The sequence below is a fragment of the Streptomyces sp. WMMC1477 genome (assembly GCF_027460245.1).
GTDB lineage: Bacteria > Actinomycetota > Actinomycetes > Streptomycetales > Streptomycetaceae > Streptomyces.
Genome location: NZ_JAPZBD010000003.1, coordinates 5,018,551 through 5,041,325 on the forward strand (window position 1 = coordinate 5,018,551; position 22,775 = coordinate 5,041,325).

General features: G+C 72.4%; 19 protein-coding genes and 1 pseudogene. 11 read left to right on the forward strand and 9 right to left on the reverse strand.

Annotation, left to right across the window (positions count from 1 at the left end; all coding sequences use genetic code 11):
- Nucleotide 1: 1 nt before the first annotated feature.
- The 3 genes from pucD (at nucleotide 2) to O7609_RS21955 (ending at nucleotide 5,269) form a co-directional block, all read left to right on the forward strand.
- Complete coding sequence (gene pucD, locus O7609_RS21945; protein ID WP_269744092.1) at nucleotides 2–2,395, forward strand: xanthine dehydrogenase subunit D; 2,394 nt, start codon at nucleotides 2–4, stop codon at nucleotides 2,393–2,395.
- A gap of 186 nt (nucleotides 2,396–2,581) precedes the next feature.
- Nucleotides 2,582–4,024: an NCS2 family permease gene (locus O7609_RS21950; protein WP_269735284.1), complete on the forward strand. Its 1,443-nt coding sequence runs from the start codon at nucleotides 2,582–2,584 to the stop codon at nucleotides 4,022–4,024.
- Nucleotides 4,025–4,081: 57 nt separating this feature from the next.
- On the forward strand, nucleotides 4,082–5,269 hold the full coding sequence (locus O7609_RS21955; RefSeq protein ID WP_269744093.1) for an XdhC family protein: 1,188 nt from the start codon (nucleotides 4,082–4,084) through the stop codon (nucleotides 5,267–5,269).
- A 7-nt stretch (nucleotides 5,270–5,276) separates the two neighbouring features.
- On the opposite strand, the gene O7609_RS21960 is transcribed toward O7609_RS21955, so the two are convergent.
- Nucleotides 5,277–6,890, reverse strand: a complete 1,614-nt coding sequence (locus O7609_RS21960; protein ID WP_269735281.1) for a PucR family transcriptional regulator — start codon at nucleotides 6,888–6,890, stop codon at nucleotides 5,277–5,279.
- A gap of 108 nt (nucleotides 6,891–6,998) precedes the next feature.
- Between O7609_RS21960 and O7609_RS21965 the strand changes: the two genes are divergently transcribed.
- The 3 genes and pseudogenes from O7609_RS21965 to O7609_RS21975 form a co-directional block, all read left to right on the forward strand.
- On the forward strand, nucleotides 6,999–8,501 hold the full coding sequence (locus O7609_RS21965) for a CoA-acylating methylmalonate-semialdehyde dehydrogenase (protein WP_269735280.1): 1,503 nt from the start codon (nucleotides 6,999–7,001) through the stop codon (nucleotides 8,499–8,501).
- A 15-nt stretch (nucleotides 8,502–8,516) separates the two neighbouring features.
- Complete coding sequence (locus O7609_RS21970) at nucleotides 8,517–9,887, forward strand: aminotransferase class III-fold pyridoxal phosphate-dependent enzyme (protein WP_269735279.1); 1,371 nt, start codon at nucleotides 8,517–8,519, stop codon at nucleotides 9,885–9,887.
- A 20-nt stretch (nucleotides 9,888–9,907) separates the two neighbouring features.
- Nucleotides 9,908–10,126, forward strand: a pseudogene (locus tag O7609_RS21975) (hypothetical protein); the annotation flags it as partial.
- Between the two features lie 79 nt (nucleotides 10,127–10,205).
- Here O7609_RS21975 and O7609_RS21980 read toward each other — a convergent pair.
- The 8 genes from O7609_RS21980 to O7609_RS22015 form a co-directional block, all read right to left on the reverse strand.
- Complete coding sequence (locus O7609_RS21980; RefSeq protein ID WP_269735278.1) at nucleotides 10,206–11,408, reverse strand: MarP family serine protease; 1,203 nt, start codon at nucleotides 11,406–11,408, stop codon at nucleotides 10,206–10,208.
- 132 nt (nucleotides 11,409–11,540) lie between these two features.
- Entirely contained in the window at nucleotides 11,541–12,530 is a 990-nt protein-coding gene (locus O7609_RS21985; protein ID WP_269735276.1) for an endonuclease/exonuclease/phosphatase family protein, read from the reverse strand.
- Nucleotides 12,531–12,631: 101 nt separating this feature from the next.
- The gene (locus tag O7609_RS21990) at nucleotides 12,632–13,117 is read right to left on the reverse strand and encodes a nuclear transport factor 2 family protein (protein WP_269744094.1); all 486 of its coding nucleotides are present in this window, start codon (nucleotides 13,115–13,117) and stop codon (nucleotides 12,632–12,634) included.
- A gap of 155 nt (nucleotides 13,118–13,272) precedes the next feature.
- On the reverse strand, nucleotides 13,273–15,051 hold the full coding sequence (gcl, locus tag O7609_RS21995) for a glyoxylate carboligase (RefSeq protein WP_269744095.1): 1,779 nt from the start codon (nucleotides 15,049–15,051) through the stop codon (nucleotides 13,273–13,275).
- Nucleotides 15,052–15,358: 307 nt separating this feature from the next.
- Nucleotides 15,359–16,057, reverse strand: a complete 699-nt coding sequence (locus O7609_RS22000; RefSeq protein ID WP_269735273.1) for a hypothetical protein — start codon at nucleotides 16,055–16,057, stop codon at nucleotides 15,359–15,361.
- A 227-nt stretch (nucleotides 16,058–16,284) separates the two neighbouring features.
- Entirely contained in the window at nucleotides 16,285–17,742 is a 1,458-nt protein-coding gene (locus O7609_RS22005; RefSeq protein WP_269735272.1) for a catalase, read from the reverse strand.
- A gap of 170 nt (nucleotides 17,743–17,912) precedes the next feature.
- Complete coding sequence (locus O7609_RS22010) at nucleotides 17,913–18,815, reverse strand: 2-hydroxy-3-oxopropionate reductase (RefSeq protein ID WP_269735271.1); 903 nt, start codon at nucleotides 18,813–18,815, stop codon at nucleotides 17,913–17,915.
- Between the two features lie 54 nt (nucleotides 18,816–18,869).
- Nucleotides 18,870–19,715 carry a TIM barrel protein gene (locus tag O7609_RS22015; protein WP_269735270.1) on the reverse strand — a complete coding sequence of 282 codons (846 nt, stop codon included), beginning with the start codon at nucleotides 19,713–19,715 and terminating at the stop codon, nucleotides 18,870–18,872.
- Nucleotides 19,716–19,865: 150 nt separating this feature from the next.
- Here O7609_RS22015 and O7609_RS22020 point away from each other — a divergent pair, with 150 nt between their 5' ends.
- From O7609_RS22020 to pucL, 5 genes are all read left to right on the forward strand, one after another.
- Entirely contained in the window at nucleotides 19,866–20,132 is a 267-nt protein-coding gene (locus tag O7609_RS22020; RefSeq protein WP_269735269.1) for a thiamine-binding protein, read from the forward strand.
- Complete coding sequence (locus tag O7609_RS22025; RefSeq protein WP_269735268.1) at nucleotides 20,129–20,497, forward strand: helix-turn-helix domain-containing protein; 369 nt, start codon at nucleotides 20,129–20,131, stop codon at nucleotides 20,495–20,497. The genes O7609_RS22020 and O7609_RS22025 overlap by 4 nt, the downstream gene beginning before the upstream one ends.
- A gap of 340 nt (nucleotides 20,498–20,837) precedes the next feature.
- Entirely contained in the window at nucleotides 20,838–21,344 is a 507-nt protein-coding gene (gene uraD / locus O7609_RS22030; RefSeq protein ID WP_269735267.1) for a 2-oxo-4-hydroxy-4-carboxy-5-ureidoimidazoline decarboxylase, read from the forward strand.
- A gap of 2 nt (nucleotides 21,345–21,346) precedes the next feature.
- The gene (gene uraH, locus O7609_RS22035) at nucleotides 21,347–21,736 is read left to right on the forward strand and encodes a hydroxyisourate hydrolase (protein WP_269744096.1); all 390 of its coding nucleotides are present in this window, start codon (nucleotides 21,347–21,349) and stop codon (nucleotides 21,734–21,736) included.
- Nucleotides 21,737–21,744: 8 nt separating this feature from the next.
- Nucleotides 21,745–22,692, forward strand: coding sequence for a factor-independent urate hydroxylase (pucL, locus tag O7609_RS22040; protein WP_269735265.1), 948 nt, complete (start codon nucleotides 21,745–21,747; stop codon nucleotides 22,690–22,692).
- The last annotated feature ends 83 nt before the right edge of the window (nucleotides 22,693–22,775 follow it).

Here is a 22,775-nt window from a genome sequence, read left to right on the forward strand (position 1 = left end):
CATGGCCGGAGTGACCCGCGCCCCGACGAGCCTGACCCAGGGCAGCGCCACCAAGGGCGGCGTCGGCGAGTCCACGCTGCGTCCCGACGGCACGCTGAAGGTCACCGGCGAGTTCGCCTACTCCTCGGACCTGTGGCGCGAGGACATGCTGTGGGGCCACACGCTGCGCAGCCCGCACGCCCACGCGGAGATCCGCTCGATCGACACCTCCGAGGCCCTCGCCCAGCCCGGCGTCCACGCCGTCATGACCTATGACGACCTCCCGGCCGAGGTGAAGCGGTACGGCCTGGAGTACCGGGACACCCCGGTACTCGCCGACGGCCGGGTCCGGCACCACGGCGAGCCGGTGGCCATCGTGGCCGCCGACCACCCGGAGACGGCCCGCCGCGCGGCCGGGAAGATCAGGGTGGACTACGCCCCGCTGCCGGTCGTCCACGACGAGGCGACCGCCCTCGCCGAGGACGCCCCCCTCGTGCACCCCCACCGCGACGACGAGCACGCCGCGCACGTCCCGCACCCCAACATCGTCCACCGCCAGCCCATCGTGCGCGGCGACGTCGCGGCGGCGCGGGCCCGCGCCCACGTGGTCGTCACCGGCGCCTACGAGATCGGCATGCAGGACCAGGCCTTCCTCGGCCCGGAGTCCGGCCTCGCGGTGCCCGCCGAGGACGGCGGCGTGGACCTGTACGTCGCCACCCAGTGGCTGCACACCGACCTGCGCCAGATCGCCCCGGTCCTCGGCCTGCCCGAGGACAAGGTCCGGATGACGCTCTCCGGCGTCGGCGGCGCCTTCGGTGGCCGCGAGGACCTGTCCATGCAGATCCACGGCTGCCTGCTCGCCCTGCGCACCGGCAGGCCGGTCAAGATCGTCTACGACCGGTTCGAGTCGTTCTTCGGGCATGTGCACCGCCACCCGGCGACGCTGCGCTACGAGCACGGCGCCACCCGGGACGGCCGGCTCACCCACATGACGTGCCGCATCGTGCTGGACGGCGGGGCCTACGCCTCCGCTTCCCCGGCCGTCGTGGGCAACGCCTCCTCGCTGTCGGTCGGCCCTTACGCGGTCGACGACGTCGAGATCGAGGCCCTCGCGCTCTACACCAACAACCCGCCCTGCGGCGCGATGCGCGGCTTCGGCGCGGTCCAGGCGTGCTTCGCCTACGAGAGCCAGATGGACAAGCTCGCCGCCGAGCTGGGCATGGACCCGGTGGAGTTCCGCCGGCTCAACGCCATGAGCCAGGGCACGCTCATGCCCACCGGCCAGGAGGTCGACTCCCCGGCTCCGGTCGCCGAGCTGCTGCGCCGCGTCAAGGCCATGCCGCTGCCGCCGGAGCGGCAGTGGGAGAGCGGCGGCACCCACGGCACCGGCGTCGACGTGCGGGCCCTGCCCGGCGGGCTGTCGAACACCACGCACGGCGAGGGCGTCCGGCGGGGCGTCGGCTACGCGGTCGGCATCAAGAACGTCGGCTTCTCCGAGGGCTTCGACGACTACTCCACGGCGCGGGTGCGCCTGTCCGTGGTGGGCGGCGAGCCGGTCGCCATGGTGCGCACCGCGATGGCCGAGGTCGGCCAGGGCGGTGTCACCGTGCACGCGCAGATCGCCCGCACCGAGCTGGGCGTCGCCCAGGTGACCATCCACCCGGCCGACACCGGGGTCGGCTCCGCGGGCTCCACCTCCGCCTCCCGGCAGACGTACGTCACCGGCGGAGCGGTCAGGCACGCCTGCGAGGCCGTGCGGGAGGAGGTCCTGGAGCTGGGCCGCGCCAAGCTGGGCACCTACCACCCGGCGTGGGCGAGCGCGGAGCTGCTCCTGGAGGGCGGCAAGGTCGTCACCGACGGCGGCGAGGTGCTCGCGAGCATCGCGGACGTCCTGGAGGACGAGGTCGTCGAACGGGAACTGGAGTGGCGTCACCGGCCCACCGAGCCCTTCGACCTGAAGACCGGCCAGGGCAGGGGCCACGTCCAGTACTCCTTCGCCGCGCACCGCGCGGTGGTCGAGGTGGACGCCGAGCTGGGCCTGGTCAAGGTCGTCGAGCTGGCCTGCGCCCAGGACGTCGGCAAGGCGCTCAACCCGCAGTCGGTCGTGGGCCAGATCCAGGGCGGCACCGTCCAGGGTCTGGGCCTGGCCGTCATGGAGGAGGTTCTCGTCGGCACCGACGGCCGCGTCCGCAACCCCTCCTTCACCGATTACCTCATTCCGACCATCCTGGACACCCCCGCCATCCCGGTGGATGTCCTGGAGCTGGCCGACCCGAACGCGCCGTACGGACTGCGCGGAGTCGGGGAGGCCCCCACGCTGTCGTCCACCCCCGCGGTGGTGTCGGCGATCCGTGCGGCCACCGGCCTGGCGCTGGAGCGGGTACCCGTCCGCCCCGAGCACCTGACGGGAACCTGACGGAACCGCAGGAAGTGAGGCGCAGGGCCGGACCGAGCACCACCGGCCCTGCGTCCCCCGCTCAGAAAGCCCCCCACATGAGCACCACCCCGTTCGTCTCGGGCCGTCCCCCGCGTCGTGCATCCCAAATCCCGTCCGGCAGCAAGGGCCGGAGGGTGCCCCTATGAACCTTGGGAGTAGGCACACATGGCACAGTCGCAAGTCGAGCCGATGACCGCGGCGGAAGACGCGGGCAACGGCTCACGTCCCCCCGCGGGCAGAGGCTGGCTCGACCGGTACTTTCACATCACCACCCGTGGTTCCACCATCGGGCGGGAGGTGCGTGGCGGCATCACCACCTTCATGGCGATGGCGTACATCCTCCTGCTCAACCCGTTGCTGCTCAGCGTCCCGGACGTCGACGGCAACACCCTGAACCCGGCCGCGGTGGTCACCGCGACGGCGTTCGCGGCGGGGTTGTCCACCCTGCTCATGGGCATCATCGGCAAGGTGCCCCTCGCCCTGGCCGCCGGGCTCAGCGTCTCCGGCGTGCTGGCCACGCAGGTCGTGCCGGGCATGACCTGGCCACAGGCCATGGGCATGTGCGTGATCTACGGCGTCGTGATCATGTTGTTGGTGATCACGGGGCTCCGGGAAAAGATCATGAACGCGATCCCGATGGGCCTCAAGCACGCCATCACCATCGGCATCGGCATGTTCGTCGCGATGATCGGGCTGGAGAAGGCCGGCTTCGTCGGCCGCGGGGGCGAGGGCGGGCCTCCGGTCACCCTGGGCGTCGACGGCGCCCTGTCGGGCTGGCCGGTGTTCGCCTTCTGCCTCACGGTGATCGCGATCTTCATGCTGATGGCGCGCAACATCCCCGGAGCCATCCTCATCGGCATCGGCATCGGCACCGTCTTCGCCCTGGTGGTCACCGCGGTCCTCGACCTCGGTGACGCGGAGTGGGGCCTGGCCACCCCGGAGCTCACCGGTTCCATCGTGTCCAGCCCCGACTTCAGCCTCTTCGGCCAGGTCGAGTTCGGCGGCTTCGCCGAGCTGGGCGCGGCCACCGTCGCCACGGTCGTCTTCACCCTGGTGCTCGCCGCGTTCTTCGACGCGATGGCCACCATCATCGCCGTGGGCCAGGAGGCCAAGCTCGCCGACGCGAAGGGCCGCATGCCCGGGCTCAACAAGGCGTTGCTCGTCGACGGCGCCGGCGGCGCGATCGGTGGCGGGGTCAGCGCGTCGGGCCAGACCGTCTTCATCGAGTCGGCCTCGGGCGTCGGCGAGGGTGCCAGGACGGGCCTGTCGGCCACCGTCACCGGTCTGATCTTCGGCCTGATGCTGCTGTTCACGCCGCTCGCCGAGATCGTCCCCGGCCAGGTGGCCGCCGCCGCCCTCGTGGTCATCGGCGCCATGATGATGCAGAACGCCCGCCACGTGGACTGGAAGGACCGCGCGGTCGCCATCCCCGTCTTTCTGACGGTCGTTCTGATGCCGTTCACCTTCTCCATCGTCAATGGCGTGGGTGCGGGCATCATCGCCTACTGTGCGATCAAGCTCGCTCAGGGCAAGTGGCGCGAGCCCGGTGTGTTCATGTGGATCCTCGCCGCGGTGTTCGTCTACAACTTCGCGTTCGTGGGGCACTGACGGGCCGGTCCGCGCGGCACCCGTCCGCCACGCACCGGACCAGACAAGGAGACCGCCATGCTGGACATTGCCGACGAGCTGAACCGGTGGTGTGAGCAGGGACGCGACTTCGCCGTCGCCACCGTCGTGGCCACCCATGGCAGCTCCCCGCGCCAGCCGGGTGCCGCCATGGCGGTCGACGGCGGCGGAACCGTGATCGGTTCGGTCTCCGGAGGGTGCGTGGAGGGCGCGGTGTACGAGCTGTGCCAGACCGCTCTGACGACGGGCGAGTCCGTCGTCGAGCGGTTCGGCTACAGCGACGAGGACGCCTTCGCAGTGGGGCTGACCTGCGGCGGGGTCATCGACATCCTCGTCACCCCGATCCGGGCGGCGACGGACCGGGCGGCCGGCGGCATGGATGAGCCCGCCGTCCGTCCGGCCGTCGCCCCCGCCCTGGCCGCCGCCGCGCGTGGAGACGCGGCGGCGGTCGTCCGGGTGGTGGCCGGCCCGGCCGGCCTCCTCGGCCGGCTGCTGTACGTCCGCCCGGACGGCACCCACGCGGGTGCGCTGAACCGCCCCGCGGACGTCACCGAACCCACCGCGCTGGAACGTTCCGCCGTGGCCGAGGCGCTCGGCCACCTCGCCATCGGCCGCACCGCCACGGTGGAGATCGGCGAGGACGGCAGCCGCTGCGGCGAGCCCGTCACCCTGCTCGTGGAGTCCAGCGTGCCGCCCCCGCGCATGCTGGTCTTCGGCGCCATCGACTTCGCCTCCGCCCTCGTGCGGATCGGCAAGTTCCTCGGCCACCACGTCACGCTGTGCGACGCCCGCCCCGTCTTCGCCACCGCCCGGCGCTTCCCCGAGGCCGACGAGATCGTCGTCGACTGGCCGCACCGCTACCTCGACACCCAGCGGCTGGACGGCCGGGCCGTGCTGTGCGTGCTGACGCACGACGCCAAGTTCGACGTGCCGCTGCTGGAGCGCGCCCTGCGGCTGCCGGTCGCCTACGTCGGGGCGATGGGCTCCCGGCGCACCCACGAGTCCCGGCTCGCCAAGCTGCGCGACGTGGGGCTGGGGGAGGAGGAGCTCGCCCGGCTGCGCTCCCCGATCGGCCTCGACCTCGGCGGGCGCACGCCGGAGGAGACGGCCCTGTCGATCGCGGCCGAGATCGTGGCGGCCCGCCACGGCGCCTCCGGCGCCCCCCTGACCGGCGGCGGCATACCCATCCACGGACACCGCGTACCGGCCCCCGCGCCCGGGGCCTGACCCGGGCTCACCCCGCCGCGCCTCCCGGGCCGTTGCCCGTCTCGCCGAGGCCGTGGGCCAGCAGGGCGGTGTGCAGGGAGGTGCGCGTCTCCGGATCGGCGAGGTCGGCCCCGAGGATCCGCTCGATGCGCGCGATGCGGTCGTACAGCACCGGACGGGAGACGTGCAGGGCCGCGGCCGCCGCCGTCTTGTCGCCGGTGACCAGCAGGGTGCGCAGCACCTCCAGCAGCGCGGTCCCGTGCTCCGCGTCGTGGCGCAGCAGCGGGTCCAGCTCCCGTTGGACGAACCGGGCGAGCCGGTCGTCGTCGGACAGCAGGTGCAGCAGGCCGCGCAGATGGACGTCCGCCAGCCGGTGGAACGGCCGCGCGGGGTCCACGGGGCGCAGCGAGGCGGCCACGTGGTGGGCCTCGGCCAGCGAACGGCCCGCGTCCCGCGGACGGTGGACGGTCTCGCCGACGGCGAGCGTCGCCTCGCCCGGCGCCCCGAGGTCCGCCGCGACGCCGGTGAGCAGGGCGTCGAGGTCGGTGCCCGCCGGGGCGGCGAGCAGGGCGATCACGTCGTCCGGGTCCGTGCCGACGAGCGCGGGCACCCCGCGCTCCCGCAGCGCGGCGGCGAGGGCCGCGGCCAGCGCGGTGAGGGCGTCGGCGGCGACGAAGGTGCGCCGCTCCCGCTGGAGCACCGGGCGGGCGGCGAGACCCGACAGGGCCCGCCCGGCCAGCGGGACGCCGGCCTCGGCGCAGCGGCTCAGCAGCTCCTCGTCGACCCGCCGGTCCCGCAGCGCCGTGAGCAGGACGTGGTGGGCCTGCCGTTCCACGCTGTCCCGGTGCCGCGCGTGCAGCCGGTGCAGCGCGAGCGCGGTCGCGGCCCGCTCGATCAGGACGAGGTGCCGGTGCGGCGGCGCCTGCGGGGTGACGACGACGAGCCGCCCCCAGTCGTCGCCGCGCGAGCCGACGACCGTCACCAGCCAGCCGGCCCGCTGGTCGTATCCGGTGCGCTCGGCCGGGCGCACCCGCCGGGAGCGCCGCTCCCAGTCGCGCAGGAGCTCGGGGCCGGGGCGGCCGCCGGTGGCGTAGCCGAGCACCTGGTGCCGGAACGACTCCAGCACGACGGGGCAACCCGAGATCCGGGCCGCCTCCGCCAGGATGTCGGCCGGCCCGGCCTCGGCGATGCTGAGCGCGGTGAAGGCGTCGTGGATCTGGCCGGCCGCGCGCAGCTCCACCACCTGCGCGTCCACGATCCGTTCGGCGACTGCCTGAGTGACTGTCACGAAGCGGACCTCCCGGCGCAGGGCGACCAGCGGCAGACCGAGGTGCTCGCAGGCGGCCACCAGCGCCCGCGGCAGCCGGGACGACCAGCGGCGGCCGAGCTCGACGACGAGCCCGACGGCGCCGACCTCGCTGAGGGCCCGCACGTAGCGCTCCAGCCCGGGGCCGTCGGCGGGCAGGGCGATGCCCGTCGTGAGCACGAGCTCGCCGCCGCGGAGCAGGGACGCGATGTCCGCCAGCTCGGCCGAGTGCACCCAGCGCACCGTCCGTCCAAGCGCCTGCCCGGCGGCGACCACCTGCGGATCGCCCTGGCGCAGCTCCGGCAGCGTCAGCACCTCGGCGACGGTCGGCAGCACGCGGTCACCCCCTGCACGGCGTGATCCCTTCACGGTGTCGGAAAAGCATCACACATCCGACGGTTCGTAGCTACGCGCGGGCGGTGGCGGGCCGGTGCAATGGGCCCCATGAACGACACCGACAAGCGCATCACCCATTGGTTCGGCGGCGCCGCGTGGACGGGGACCGCGGCCCGCACGGGGGAGGTCTTCGACCCGGCCACCGGGGCCGTGAGCGGGCACGTGGACCTCGCCGACGCCGCGACCGTGGACGCGGCCGTCACCGCGGCCCGGACGGCCTTCACCACCTGGCGCCGCACGTCCCTGGCCCGGCGGGTCGCGGTGCTCTTCGAGTTCCGCCGGCTGCTGGCCGAGCGGACCGGAGAGCTGGCCGCGGCGATCACCGCCGAGCACGGCAAGGTGCTCGACGACGCGGCGGGCGAGGTGCAGCGCGGGCTGGAGGTCGTGGAGTTCGCCTGCGGCATCCCGCACCTGCTCAAGGGCGGCCACACGATGGGCGCCGCCACCCGCGTCGACGTCCACTCGCTGCGGCAGCCGGTCGGCGTGACGGCGATCGTCTCGCCCTTCAACTTCCCGGCGATGGTGCCGCTGTGGTTCGCCCCCGTCTCCATCGCCTGCGGCAACACGGTGGTGCTCAAGCCGAGTGAGAAGGTTCCCTCGGCGGCGCTCCTGCTGGCCGAGCTGTGGCGCGAGGCGGGCCTGCCCGACGGCGTCTTCAACGTCGTGCACGGCGACCGGGAGGCCGTCGACGCGCTGCTCACCCACGCGGACGTGGCGGCCGTGTCCTTCGTCGGCTCCACCCCCGTCGCCCGGTACGTCTACGAGCGGGCGACGGCCCACGGCAAGCGGGTCCAGGCGCTCGGCGGGGCGAAGAACCACATGGTCGTCCTGCCCGACGCCGACCTGGACCTCGCCGCGGACGCCGCCGTCAACGCCGGGTTCGGCTCGGCGGGCGAACGGTGCATGGCCATCAGCGCCCTGGTGGCGGTGGAGCCGGTCGCGGACGAGCTGGTCGCCAGGATCACCGAGCGGATCGCCGGGCTCAAGGTCGGCGACGGGCGGCGGGGCTGCGACATGGGCCCGCTCGTCACCGCCGCCCACCGGGACCGCGTCGCGGGCTACGTCGCGGCCGGCCTCGACGCCGGGGCGGAGCTCGTCGTGGACGGCCGCGAGCGGCCCGTCGACGGGGACGCCGCCGGGTTCTGGCTCGGGCCCACCCTCTTCGACCGGGTGACGCCGGAGATGAGCGTCTACACCGACGAGATCTTCGGCCCCGTCCTGTCCGTGCTCCGGGCCGGCTCGTACGACGCCGCCCTCGACCTGGTCAACTCCAGCCCCTACGGCAACGGCACCGCCCTGTTCACCAACGACGGGGGCGCGGCGCGCCGGTTCGAGGAGGAGGTCGAGGTCGGCATGGTCGGGATCAACGTGCCCATCCCGGTGCCCGTCTCCTTCTACTCCTTCGGCGGCTGGAAGGCCTCGCTGTTCGGCGACGCGCACGCCTACGGACCCGACGGCGTGCACTTCTTCACCCGCACCAAGACCGTCACCAGCCGCTGGCCCGACCCGCAGAGCCGCGGGATCGACCTCGGCTTTCCGCGCAACGACTGAGCCTCGGGAGACCCCGTGACCACCCGGCACGACACCCTTCGGCAGACCGCCGCCCGCCACCTCATGCTGCACTTCTCCCCGCAGCGCCTCGACGACCTGCTCGTCCTGGAACGCGGCGAGGGGCCCTACGTCTTCGACACCCGCGGCAGGCGCTACATCGACGCCCTGTCCAGCCTCTTCTGCTCCCAGCTCGGCTACTCCTACGGCCGGGAGATGGCCGAGGCCGCGACGAAGCAGCTCACCACGCTCGCCTTCAACACCAACTGGGGCACCGCCCACCCGGCCGCCATCGAGCTCGCCGAGCGGCTCACCGGCCTGGCCCCTGAGGGCCTGACCCGCGCCTTCTTCACCAGTGGCGGCTCGGAGTCCGTCGAGGCCGCCTGGAAGCTGGTACGCGAGTACCACCTGGCGAACGGTCAGCCGCGGCGCACGAAGGCCGTCGCCCGCCACACCGCCTACCACGGGGTGACCCTCGGAGCGCTGTCCTTCACCGGCGTGCCACGGTTCAAGGAGCCCTTCGGGCCCGCGCCGATCGACGTCGTCCACGTGGCGAACACCAACGCGTTCCGCGCCCCCGACGGCGACGACCCCGACGCCTTCCGCGACCGGCTGCTGGCCGAGACGGAGGAGGCCGTCCGCGCCGCGGGCCCCGACGAGGTGGCGCTGATCATCGCCGAGCCGGTGCAGAACGCGGGCGGCTGCCTCACCGCGCCGCCCGGCTACTGGCGCGGCCTGCGCGAACTGGCCGACCGCTACGGCGCCCTGCTCATGGCCGACGAGGTGATCACCGGCTGCGGCCGACTGGGCGAGTGGTTCGGCGTGACGCGCGAGGGCGTCGTCCCCGACCTGGTGAGCCTCGCCAAGGGGCTGACCGCGGCCTACGCCCCGATGGGCGCCGTCGTCGCGGCCGAACGCGTCGTCGCCCCGCTGATCGAGGGCGGCCGGCCGCTGCGGCACGGCATCACCTTCGGTGGCCATCCGCTCTCGGCCGCGATCGCGCTGCGCACCATCGAGATCTTCGAGCGCGACGGGGTGCTCGCCAACGTCCGCGCGCTCGCGCCCCATCTGCACGACCGGCTCCGCGGGCTGCTGTCCCTGCCGATCGTCGGCGACGTGCGCGGTGCCGGGTTCTTCTGGGCGGTCGAGCTCGTGAGGGGCGAGGGCGGCGCCCGCTTCGACGCGGCCGAACGGGAGCGGCTCCTGCGGGGCTTTTTGCCCCCGCGGCTGCTGGAGGCGGGCCTCATCGCCCGGGCGGACGACCGGGGCGACAGCGTGCTGCAGATCGCGCCACCGCTCGTCAGCGACCGCGCGCTGCTCGACCGGATCGTGGACGGTCTCGCCGACGTCCTCGGCGACGCCGGCCGGCACATGGGCCTGTCCGGCTGACACCAGGCCGCCCGGCCCGTCAGCCGCTGCCGTTCCCGCCCGAGCCGGTGCGCTGGGCGGGCATCGGCCTCATCCAGTGGTCGCTGGCCAGGGCCGACGCGCACGGCGGCCCGCGGGCGGCCGCCGTGCGCCGGGCCGAGGAACGGCGAGAAGCGGGAGCAGGTGTCGATGACCCCGCCCCAGCGGTGAACCTGTGGCTGCGGGCCCTGGACCGGATGGGCCTGGGCTTCGACAGCTGACGGCCGCGAGTCCGGCGGGCGACGGCGGTGGCCGGGTGGCCACCCGCCGGTCCGTCATCCCGGTCCGGGGACGGGCTGGTCAGCCGATCCGGGCGGCGCGGTCACCGGTGTCCACGGGTGCCGTGGAGGCGTCGCCCGCCTCGGCCGCCCGGCGCACCTGGTCCGCGGTGAGCGCGTAGCCGGTGTCCGGATCGCTGACGGACCGCGCGAACACCATTCCGTAGACCCGGCCGTCCGGAGCGAGGAGCGGGCCCCCGGAGTTACCGGGCCGGACCGTGCCGCGCAGGGGGAAGACTTCGCGGGTGACGACGCTGCCGCCGTAGATGTCCTGTCCGCGCGCGGTCACCTCCCCGGCCACCGTGGCCGCGCGCAGGTCCAGTCCGCCGTTCTCCGGGTAGCCGGCCACCACGGCCGGATCGCCGCGCGAACCCTCCGCGGTGAACTCCAGCGCGGGCGCCGTCAGCTCGGGCACTCGCAGGACGGCGACGTCGATCTCGGGGTCGAAGTGGACGACGGTGGCCCGCAGGGCCGGGCCCACCCCGCCGACCCGCACGGTGGGCCGGTCCACCCCGGCCACGACGTGCGCGTTGGTCATCACCCGGCGTTCGGAGTAGACGAAACCGCTGCCCTCCTGCCCCTGCCGCCGCCCGTCCACGAGGGCCACGCCCTCCACCTTGACCGAGCTGCGCTGCGCGGCGACGGTGGCCGCGTCGGTGACGGCGTCACCGGTCGGCTCGGGCACACCGGTGACCGGCTCGCTCTCGAAGGGGTTGAACACCTGCGGGAACCCGGCGGTGGTGAGCGCTTCGGTGGCCCGGCTGAACCAGGTGGGGGCCTGCTGGGGCATCCGGTCGTCCACGGCGCGCAGGACCGCCGAGCCGCGGATGGACTGGCTGACGTCCGGCGAGGGGGAGGCGACGAGCGCGCTGGCGGCGACCCAGCCCACGAGCAGGACGGCCACCGCGTTCGCGAGGGCGCCCCCGGCGCCGTCCAGCCAGCGCACCGGACGCCAGTGCAGGACATCGCGCAGTTCCCAGCCGAGCCGGGACGCGAGCAGGTGACCGGCCCCGGCGGGCAGCAGCACCGTCAGCACCGCCGTCGCCGTCGCCGCGCCACTGCCCTCCTGGACGAGTCCGAGGGTGAAGGGGAGCAGCCACACGCCCACGACGGCGCCGCCCAGGAAGCCGGCCAACGCCACCAGGGCCGTGACCAGGCCCCGCCGGTAGCCGGCCGCGGCGAAGGAGACCACGGCCAGCAGCAGCACCACGTCGAGCAGGTTCATCGGCGCTCCTCCTCCGTGGCCCGCCCCCGAGGGCCGGGGCTTGCCCCACTGCCTCCGGTACAACGCCTCGCCGCCGTGCCCCGTTCCCGGACGGCCGCGGGGGTCTGCCGCGGCGGTCCGGTGGCGGCGGCCTCAGCGCACCTGGACGTCGGTGAGCACGGCCCGGTGGTCGGTGCCGGGCAGGTCGAGGAACCGCGCCCCGACCGGGGTGAGCCGCTCGCTCAGCAGGACGTGGTCGATCTGGACGCCCAGCAGCGGCGCGGTGGCCGCGGGCCAGGTCGGTGTCCGGGAGTGGCCGAGGCCCCGGGCGGCGTCCCGCAGTCCGGTGTCGAGGACGGCCCGGAAGGCGGCGTGGTCCTGCGAGGCGTTGAAGTCGCCGGCGACGATGGTGCGGGCGGTGCCCCGGCGCTCGGCGGCGCGCCGCACGGCCTCCAGGTCCCGCTTCCAGGCGTCCATGGAGCCGAGCCGCGGCGGCATGGGGTGGACGACGTGGATCCGTACGGGCACGCCCGCCACGTCCGCCACGGCGCTGGGCATCGACAGCTGGCCGGGGATCTGCCCCACCTCGCTGAGCGGGTAGACGCTGAGCAGGGCCGAGCCCTCGGCCGGTTCGCTCCCGCGGATGACGCGGTGAGGGTAGGCCCGCCGCAGCCCGGGGGCGTCCAGGGCCTCGGCGCAGCGCCGGTCGCACTCCTGGACGGAGACGAGGTGCGGTCGCTCCCGGCGCAGGACGTCGAGCAGGCCGGCGGTGGCGTTGCCGAACTCGAGGTTGGCGCTCAGGACCCGGATCTGTGCCCGCGGTTCGCCGGGGGGCGTCGCGACCGTCGGGCCGTAGGGCTGGAGGAACCAGGCGGTCGTGCCCAGGACGGCCAGCGCCCAGCCGCTCAGCAGCGGGCGGCGGGCCAGGACGGCGACGGCGAGGGCGATCCAGCCGGGGACGAGGAACCACGGCAGGAAGGCGAGGAGCTGGGGAAGGGGCATGGGCCCGTCCCAGTCCAGGGCGCGGGCGCCCAGGCCGGCGCTGGGCGGCAGCAACAGCAGCGCGGCGAGCCCGGCGACCGGGCGGAGGCGCCGCCGTCCGCGCCGGGGAGCGGACGGCGGCACGCACTCGGTCGCGGGCATGGGTTGGGGCTTGGGAACCAGCCTGGCGTTTGTCGGCTGGTCATATTCTTGTGTCCGCACATCCCCGATCGTGCACCATCACCGGCGGTAGACGGCGGAACTCACCCGTGTGCCATGTCCGGCATGCCGTTCAGCATGTCGCCCCACCCTCCCTGGATCATCGTCTGGAAGGCCCATGTCCCCTCGCTGCGGACGAGGATGTCGGCGTACGTCATCTCCTGGCCCGGCTCGTCCTCGCCCGCCACGGTCATCGTCGACCGGGTGAACACGACGACGAGCGCGGGGCTGAGGAAGACGGGTGTGCGTTCGGAGGTGAAGGTGAGTGCGCCGCCGCCGGCCGCCTCGCCCATCACCCGCGTCATCGTCGCGGTGAACTGCTCCCGGTCCCACTGGCCGGTCCAGGCGTTGCCGGAGGAGTCGTCGCTGACCAGGTTGAGAGGGAAGACGGCCGCGTCGCCCATGGCGGCGACGTCGCCCTCGCCGCTGGCCGTGTCGTACGCGGCGAACCACGCCTCCAGGCTGGCGCGCTCCTCCGCGGTGGGGGAGTGGCCGGTGAGGCGGGCGTTGAGGTCGTAGTGGAACGTCATGCTGGCTCCCCCTGAAGGTAGTCAAATTTGATGACTTTCCCAGAATGTACAGCCCGGAGACGCTATTGGTCAAACTTGATTACAGGTCTCTCGGGAAAGACCGAGGAGCCCGGCTCGTGCTGAGCCCGGGCCCCTCGGCCTGCTGTCCCCGGCCGTCAGGTGAGCGGGGAGATCGCGGTGGGCGCGTGGCCCGGCTCGGTGGCGAGCTCCTCGAACTCGTTCACCTTGTCGATGTCGTTGCCGCTCATGGAGATGTTGGTGACCCGCTCCAGGATGGCCTCGACGACGACCGGCACCCGGTGCTCGGCGGCCAGCTTCTTCGCCTGCTCGAGGGCGGCGCCCAGCTCGGCCGGGTCGGTGACGCGGATGGCCTTGCAGCCCAGGCCCTCGGCGACCTTGACGTGGTCCACGCCGTAGACGCCGATCTCCGGCGAGTTGATGTTCTCGAACTCCAGGTTGACCTGGAAGTCGATCTCGAACATCCGCTGGGCCTGGCGGATCAGCCCCAGGTAGGAGTTGTTCACCAGCACGTGGACGTAGGGGATCTTGTGCTGGGCGCCGACCGCCAGCTCCTCGATCATGAACTGGAAGTCGTAGTCGCCGGAGAGGGCGACGACCTGGGCGTCCGGGTCGGCGGTGGCGACGCCGAGGGCCGCCGGAACGGTCCAGCCCAGCGGGCCGGCCTGGCCGCAGTTGATCCAGTGCCGCGGCTTGTAGACGTGCAGCATCTGGGCACCGGCGATCTGCGACAGGCCGATGGTCGTGACGTAGCGGGTGTCCGGCCCGAAGGCGCGGTTCATCTCCTCGTAGACGCGCTGCGGCTTCATCGGGATGGTGTCGAAGTGCGTACGCCGCTGGAGCGTGGCCTTCTTCTCCTGCGCGGAGGCCGCCCAGGCGCTGCGGTCCGGCAGCTTCCCGGCCGCCTTCAGCTCGCGGGCGACCTCGACGAACAGCTCCAGCGCGGGCTTGGCGTCGGAGACGATGCCGTAGTCGGGGGCGAACACCCGGCCGATCTGCGTCGGCTCGATGTCGACGTGGACGAAGGTGCGGTCCTTGGTGTACACGTCCAGGCCGCCGGTGTGGCGGTTGGCCCAGCGGTTGCCGATGCCCAGGACGAAGTCCGACTCCAGGAACGTCGCGTTGCCGTAGCGGTGCGAGGTCTGCAGGCCGACCATGCCGGCGTTGAGCTCGTGGTCGTCGGGGATGGTGCCCCAGCCCATGAGGGTCGGGATGACCGGGATGCCGGTCAGCTCGGCGAACTCGACCAGCAGGTCGGAGGCGTCGGCGTTGATGATGCCGCCGCCCGCGACGATCAGCGGGCGCTCGGACTCGCCCAGCATGCGGATCGCCTTCTCGGCCTGCCTGCGGGTCGCGGCGGGCTTGTGCACCGGCAGCGGCTCGTAGGTCTCGGGGTCGAACTCGATCTCCGCGAGCTGCACGTCCAGCGGCAGGTCGACGAGGACCGGGCCGGGACGGCCGGAACGCATGAGGTGGAACGCCTGCTGGAGGGCGCCGGGCACCTGGGCGGGCTCCAGGACGGTCATCGCCATCTTGGTGACCGGCTTGGCGATGGACTGGATGTCCACGGCCTGGAAGTCCTCCTTGTGCAGCCGGGCGGTGGGCGCCTGGCCGGTGATGCACAGGATCGGGATCGAGTCGCCGATCGCGGAGTACAGGCCGGTGATCATGTCGGTGCCGGCCGGGCCCGAGGTGCCGATGCACACCCCGATGTTCCCGGGCTTCGTACGGGTGTAGCCCTCGGCCATGTGCGAGGCGCCCTCGACGTGCCGGGCGAGCTTGTGCTCGATGCCGCCGCTGGCGCGCAGCGCGGCGTAGAGCGGGTTGATCGCCGCGCCCGGCACACCGAAGGCGGTGTCGATGCCTTCACGCTTGAGGATTTCAACGGCCGCGCGGGCGGCGGTCATACGAGGCATTGATGCTCCTGGGTCGACCGTGCATGAATTTTCCGTATTACGGAATACACGTTCTGAATTATGGAAAGCAATGTACGGCGGGCTTCAACAAACCGTCAACCCCGGATCGGTGCGACGGCAGGGGAGCGCGTGAGGGGGAGGGGAGAGGCGGACGGCGATGGTGTGCCGCTGGGGCGCGGGCCGTGCGCACAGGACGACCCGACGGTCCCGCGACGCGGCCTACGCGGGCCACGGGGCCGTGCACGGGCTCGGGTTCACGCCCCGCGCCGGAGTGCGGGATCGGGGACCGGGCGGTGCGGGCTCGGGCTCAGGCGCGGGTGGAGACCAGCGCCTCCGCCGCGTCGTTGACCGGCTGCGGAGTGCCCGTCAGATCGAGGACGAACAGGGGGACGCCGATCGCGTCGGCGCGGGTGGACGCCTCCTGCTCGTACCCGGCGAGGGCGAAGCAGACGGCCCTCGCGGAGCCGTGCATCCCCGTCAGCCACACCGTCTCCACGGAGGACGCGTCGATCGGCATCGTCGACGGGTCGACGTGGGCGACGACGCCACGTCCGCGCAGGTCCACGCCGGACGCGGGAGGCGTGTGCGCCATCACGATGTCGGTGAAGCCGAGCCAGCGCAGGTACTGCGCGGCGGCCAGCACCGCGTCGCGTGCGGTGCGGATGGTCACGGGGGTGAAGACGGGCTGATCGGCCGGAGGACCCCCGACCGGTCCACCGACCGACTCCGACCCGTCGGTGGACCCCGTCCGGTCCACCGGCAGGACGAGCAGAGCACCGCAGGGGCAGCACACCTCCGGCTGCGGCCAGTCGTCGCTGCGCCCGCAGGCGCCGCAGGGAACGGCCACCCAGGAACCCGCCCAGGTGCGCCGCCTGATCCGCGTCGGGGTGCCGTCGGGCGCGAGGGACAGCACCACCGCGGCGCCGCAGGGGCACGGGTAGCTGGGCGGAACGTAGCGGTGCTCACGCCGGCAGACGGGGCACCGTACCGACCTGTTCTCGCTCATGTCCGCCATCGGTCCATGGTCCCCGAAACGGCCGGGCCCCGCAGGCGAACGCGGGGCCCGGTGGGGAAGTGGAGCGCCCGGGGGCGCGAGGCTGGGCGCGACAGGACGTTCGCGCTCCCGGGCGGGCTTCAAGGGCACTCGACGGGCGTCGAGTTGTGTCCCGCACCGCCGGCCACCCCTCGTCCACGGGCCGGCGGTACGGGACTGCGCTCAGGCTGACCTCCCAATCAGCCTTCGCGCAGCTCGCGCACGGCTTCCTCGACGCGCTTGCCGTAGTCCGGGTCGGCGGCGTGGAAGTGGGCGAGGTTCTTCTCCACGACGTCGTCGCGGGTCACCTGGGACAGACCGCCGGCGATGTTCGCCACCAGGCGGCCCCTCTCCTCCTCCGACATCAGCCGGTAGAGCTCACCGGCCTGGAAGAAGTCGTCGTCCTTGGCGTGCGGCGGGGTGGCGTGGGTGCCGGTGTGGCCCACCACGGCGAACGGGGCCGCCAGCGGCTGACCGGTCTCCACCGGGCCGCCGTAGGAGTTGGGCTCGTAGTTCTTCGCGTCCCGGCCGTGGGCGTTGGTGGCCATGAAACCGTCCCGCCCGTAGTTCTCGGCCGTCGTCGCCTTCGGCGCGTTGACCGGGAGCTGGGTGTGGTTGACGCCCAGGCGGTACCGGTGCGCGTCGGCGTAGGCGAACAGCCGGCCCTGCAGCATCTTGTCCGGCGAGGGGCCGATGCCGGGCACGAAGTTGTTCGGCGAGAACGCGGACTGCTCGACCTCGGCGAAGACGTTGTCCGGGTTGCGGTCCAGGACGAGCCGGCCCACCCGCTGCAGCGGGTAGTCGGAGTGCGGCCACACCTTGGTGAGGTCGAACGGGTTGAACCGGTACTCCGTGGCCTCGGCGGCCGGCATCACCTGCACGTACAGCGTCCAGGACGGGTGCACGCCCCGCTCGATGGCCTGGAGCAGGTCCGTCTGGTGGCTGTTCGGGTCCTGCCCGGCCAGCTCGGCGCCCTGCTCACTGCTCAGGCAGCGGATGCCCTGGTTCGTCTTGAAGTGGTACTTGACGAAGAAGGCCTCGCCCTCGGCGTTGGTCCACTGGTAGGTGTGGGAGCCGTAGCCGTTCATGTGGCGGTAGGAGGCCGGGATGCCGCGGTCGCCCATGAGCCAGGTGACCTGGTGGGTGGCCTCGGGGGCGTGGGCCCAGAAGTCCCAGACGTTGTCCGGCTCCTGCTTGCCCGTGAAGGGGTCGCGCTTCTGCGAGTGGATGAAGTCGGGGAACTTCAGCGGGTCCTTGATGAAGAAGACCGGGGTGTTGTTGCCGACGAGGTCGTAGTTGCCCTCCTCGGTGTAGAACTTCACGGCGAAGCCGCGGGGGTCGCGCACGGCGTCGGCGCCGCCGAGGCTGTCCGCCACGGTGGAGAAGCGGAGGAAGACCTCCGTGCGCTTGCCGATGGTGTCCAGGAACGCGGCCCGCGTGAAGCCGGTGATGTCGTCGGTGACCTCGAAGTGGCCGTAGGCGCCGGAGCCGCGGGCGTGCACGACCCGCTCCGGGATGCGCTCACGGTTGAAGCGGGCGAGCTTCTCCAGGAGGTGCTGGTCCTGCAGGAGGATCGGACCGCCGACGCCGGCGGTGGCGGAGTTCTGGTTGTCGGCGACCGGGGCGCCGGACTCGGTCGTCAGCGTGGGCTTGGACATCGTGACCTTCCGTACGTGAGCGCGGAAGGGGACTTCCGCGGATGTGGAGCGTAAGGACGGCTGCGGCAGCACGTCAACAGTTTGTTGAAATCCGGGTGGCGGCGCCTGGGCGCGACAGGACAGGTTGTCAGCGCCGCCACCCGGAGGCTGGGGGTCCGCTCGGGCGGGACTCAGGCGGCCTGGCCGCCCGAGAGCCGCTCGACGGCGCGCAGGAGCGCGGAGTGGTCCAGTCCGCCGTCGCCCTGGGCGCGCAGCGAGGCGACGAGCTGGGCGACGACCGCGCCGACGGGCAGGGCGGCGCCGACGCTGCGGGCCGCGTCCGTGACGATGCCCATGTCCTTGTGGTGGAGGTCGATGCGGAAGCCCGGCTTGAAGTCGCGGTTCTTGAAGTTGTCCTTCTTGCGCGACAGCACCGTGGAGCCGGCGAGGCCGCCGTTGAGGACCTCCAGGGCGGCGTCCAGGTCCACGCCGGACTTCTCCAGGAAGACGACGGCCTCCGCGCAGGCCTGGATGTTGACGGCGACGATGAGCTGGTTGGCCGCCTTCACCGTCTGGCCGGCGCCGTGCGGGCCGCACAGGATGATGGTCTTGCCCAGCGCCTCGAGGATCGGCTTGGCCGCGTCGAAGACGTCCTGCTCGCCGCCGACCATGATGGACAGGACGGCCTCGACGGCGCCCGCCTCACCGCCGGAGACGGGGGCGTCGAGCACCTTCAGGCCCTTGTCCGCCGCCGCGGCGGCCTCGGCCACCGCGATGGAGGTCTGCGGGGTGATGGAGGACATGTCGATGATCGTGGCGCCCTGCCTGGCGTTCGCGATCACGCCGTCCTCGCCGAGGACGACGGCCTTCACGTGCGGGTCGGCGGGCACCATCGTGATGACCACGTCGGCGTCCTCGACGGCCTCGGCGATCGAGCCGGCGGCGGTGCCGCCGTTGGCCGCGAGCCGGTCCAGCTTCTCCTGCTCGAGGGTGAAGCCGGTGACGGGGTAGCCGGCCTTGATCAGGTTCTCGGCCATCGGCGAGCCCATGATGCCCAGGCCGACCCAGGCGATCTTCGGAAGGTTGCTGCTCATGTGTTCGGTGCCTTTCGGTGCCGTGCGGGAGGGGAAGCGGGGGAAGGGCGGTGCTCAGCTCGCGGGGGCGGGGCGCAGCGGGGCGGGCAGCCACTCGAAACTGCCGGCGCTCGGCGCGTCGCCGGGCTTGTACTCCAGGCCGACCCAGCCGCTGTACCCGGCCTTCCTCAGGCGGTCCAGCAGATCGGTGAAGTCCAGGTCGCCGGTGCCGGGGGCGCCGCGTCCCGGGTTGTCGGCGATCTGCACGTGGCCGGTGACGGCGGTGTACTTCTCGATCACCTCGGCCAGGTCCTCGCCGTTCATCGACAGGTGGTAGAGGTCCATCAGGAACGTGGCGTTCCCCAGCCCCGTCGCGGCGTTGACCTTCTCCACGACCTCGACCGCGGCCGGTGCGCTCACCAGCGGGTACTTCGGCGACTCGGGCTGGTTCAGCGCCTCGACCAGGAGGACCGCCCCGACCCGGTCGGCCGCGCGGGCGGCGGTCGTCAGGTTCTCCAGGGCCAGCTCGTCCTGGGCGGCCGGGTCGACGCCGTCCACCCGGTTGCCGTAGAGGGCGTTGAGCGCCCTGCAGCCGACGGAGGCCGCGAAGTCGGCGGCGACGTCGATGTTCGCCCGGAACTTCTCCGACTCCTCGCCGGGCACCGAGAGGGCACCGCGGTCGGGGCCGGGGAGCTGCCCGGCGTAGAAGTTCAGCCCCGTGAGCTGCACTCCCGCGTCGTTGAGCGCGTCGCGCAGGGCGTCCAGTTCGGCCTGCTCCGGCGTCGGCGTGTCGATCCACGGCCACCACAGCTCCACCGCGGTGAAGCCCGCGGCCGCGGCGGCGGCCGGCCGCTCGAGCAGCGGGAACTCGGTGAACAGGATCGACAGGTTCACTGTGAAGCGTGTGTCCGTGTAACCCATGAGGGGTGACCCGACTCCTTCCCTGTGCCTTCCGTATTGCGGAAGTCAGTTTCTATCTGATGGAAGATTGCAGTCGGCTTCGCGTCGCTGTCAAGTGGGCGTCCGAAATGTGCCGATGGTGGCCACGAGGCGGCGCGGTACGTTGAGCCGGTGCGATTGAAAGTGGAATTCACGACAGAGCCGTTCGATCTGGACGAGGCTCCGGAGCACGCGGTGGTGGCACGCGAGATCGTGCAGCGCGCCGGTCTGGACGCCGTCGACGTCGGCCCGTTCGGCAATACGGCCGAAGGAGCCGCGGACGAGGTGCTCGCCGTGGTGAACGAGATGCTACGCCGAACCCTCGCCTCCGGGGCGACCCGTGTGTCCTTGCAGGTGAATTTGGTCGAATCCGACGACCGGGAGCCGGGTGACGCATGAGTAGCTTGGGCGAACACCCATTCACCGCGGCGGTCAAGCCGCTGGTCGACGCGATGGGCGGCGAGATCATCGGCGTCGACGACGCCACCGAGGCCGACGTCGTCCTGGCCTGGGAGGGTGAGGACGTCCTGGCCGTCCGGCTGCCCCACCTCTCCGAGTCCCTCGACCACATCCTGGCCGGGCTCGAACGCGCTCAGGGCAAGCCGCTGAGTGAGCTGGACCGGAAGTCGAAGCAGCGCGTGGTGCGGCTGCTGGAGTCGCGCGGCGCGTTCTCCGTGCGCCACGGGGTGGAGACCGTCGCCACCGCCCTCGGGGTCAGCCGGTTCACGGTCTACAACTACCTGAACCGGGAAGCCGGCAAGTAGCCCCGTTCCCCGCGCCCCGCGTCCCTCCGAGGGGTGCGGGGCGCGGCGCGACCGGACGCGACGTGGTCGCGGGCTGTGACGCGCCGAGCGGGCGGCCCCTGCCCGGAGGGGGCAGGGGTGGAGCCTCCCGGTTTCGGGAAGGGGTGGGGCAGGGGAGCACTGTCCACACCCGCCAGGCGCCCGGGCTCCGGGGGTGGAACCCCGGGAAGGCCCAGGTCACGGCCCGGTCGGCGGTGTGGAGTGAAACCCCGCAGAAAAAGTTCAACAAAGTGTTGACGGGAGGTTTCCCGGCGGCTTAGCTATTGCGCAGCCCACCCGCACCACGGCCAGAGAGGCTCCCGTGACTTCGAGTACGGCACCGGGGCTGACCCGGTTCAACACCGCCGAGGAGGGCGACGCCCGCGCGGCGCTCCACGAGGTCTGCGCCTCGACGACCTGGGTCGGCAAGCTGCTCGCCCAGCGCCCGTACGCCGACGCGGCCGCCCTGTTCACCGCCAGCGACGCCGCCATGGCCGAGCTGAACGCGGCGGACCTGGCCGAGGCGATGGCCGGCCACCCGCCCATCGGCCGGCCGAAGCCCGGCGACCCGACCTCCTCGCGCGAGCAGCGCGGGATGTCCGGGGCCTCCGAGGAGCTCAAGGCGGAGATGCTCGAACTCAACCTGGCCTACCAGGACAAGTTCGGCCACGTCTTCCTGATCTGCGCCACCGGGCTGACCGGTGAGGAGATGCGCGACGCGGTACGCGCCCGGATCGACAACACGCCGGAACGGGAGCGGGAGAACGTCCGCACCGAACTGGTGAAGATCAACCGCATCCGGCTGACCCGTCTCGCACAAGGAGGCTGACCATGAGCACCACGACGACCGCGTCGGTGTCCACGCACATCCTGGACACCAGCGTCGGACGGCCAGCCGGCGAAGTCGCCGTCCAGCTGTCCGTCCGCAGCGGCGCCGACGGCGTATGGGCCGCGCACGGCGCGTCGAAGACCGACGACGACGGGCGCTGCAAGGACCTTCCGGCCCTGCCGGAGGGCACGACCCACGTACGGCTCCACTTCGAGGTCGAGCCGTACTTCTCGACCAGGCAAGCCGAGGAACAGCAGGACGCCCCCCGCGTAAGGGACAGCGGTGTCTTCTTCCCCGAGGTGGCGATCGTCTTCGCCGTGACCCCGGGCGAGCACTACCACGTACCGCTGCTGCTCAACCCGTTCGGCTACTCCGTGTACCGAGGGAGCTGACACCCGACATGACTGCTCATTCCCGCCCCGCGCGTCCTGTGATGCTCGGCCAGAACCAGTACGGCAAGGCCGAGAACCGCGTCGTCAAGATCACCCGCGACGGCGACACCCACCACATCAAGGACCTCAACGTCTCCGTCGCCCTCTCCGGCGACATGGAAGACGTCCACTACTCCGGCTCCAACGCCAACTGCCTGCCGACGGACACCACCAAGAACACGGTGTTCGCCTTCGCCAAGGAACACGGCATCGAGTCGGCCGAACAGTTCGGCATCCATCTGGCCCGGCACTTCGTCGAGTCGCAGCCGGCCATCCACCGGGCGCGCATCCGCATCGAGGAGTACGCCTGGGACCGGATCGAGACGTCCGACTCCGGCCAGCGCTTCATCGGGGCCGAGGAGGTGCGCCACTCCTTCGTCCGCAAGGGCCAGGAGACCCGCACCGCGCAGGTGACCTACGACGGCGAGCGCTTCGAGGTCCTCTCCGGCCTCAAGGACCTCACCGTCATGAACTCCACCAACTCGGAGTTCTGGGGCTATGTGAAGGACAAGTACACCACCCTCAAGGAGGCGTACGACCGGATCCTGGCCACCGAGGTCGCCGGCTGGTGGCGGCACAACTGGACCGGTGACGACCAGCGCATGCCCAACTGGGAGCGCAGCTACGCCCAGGTCAAGCGGCACATGCTCGACGCCTTCGTGGAGACGTACAGCCTCTCGCTGCAGCAGACGCTGTACCAGATGGGCGCCCGCGTCCTGAACAGCCGCGGCGAGATCGACGAGATCCGCTTCTCGCTCCCGAACAAGCACCACTTCCTGGTGGACCTGGAGCCCTTCGGCCTCAAGAACGACAACGAGGTCTACTACGCGGCCGACCGCCCGTACGGCCTCATCGAGGCCACCGTCCTGCGCGACGGGGCCGAGCCGCGCATCCCGGTCGACATGACCAACCTGTAAGCAGCCCGCACCGGCCGCCCCACCCGGGCGGCCACTCGGGCCCCCTGACGCAGCGCCGGCGTCATCGATCCTGGGGGAGAGCG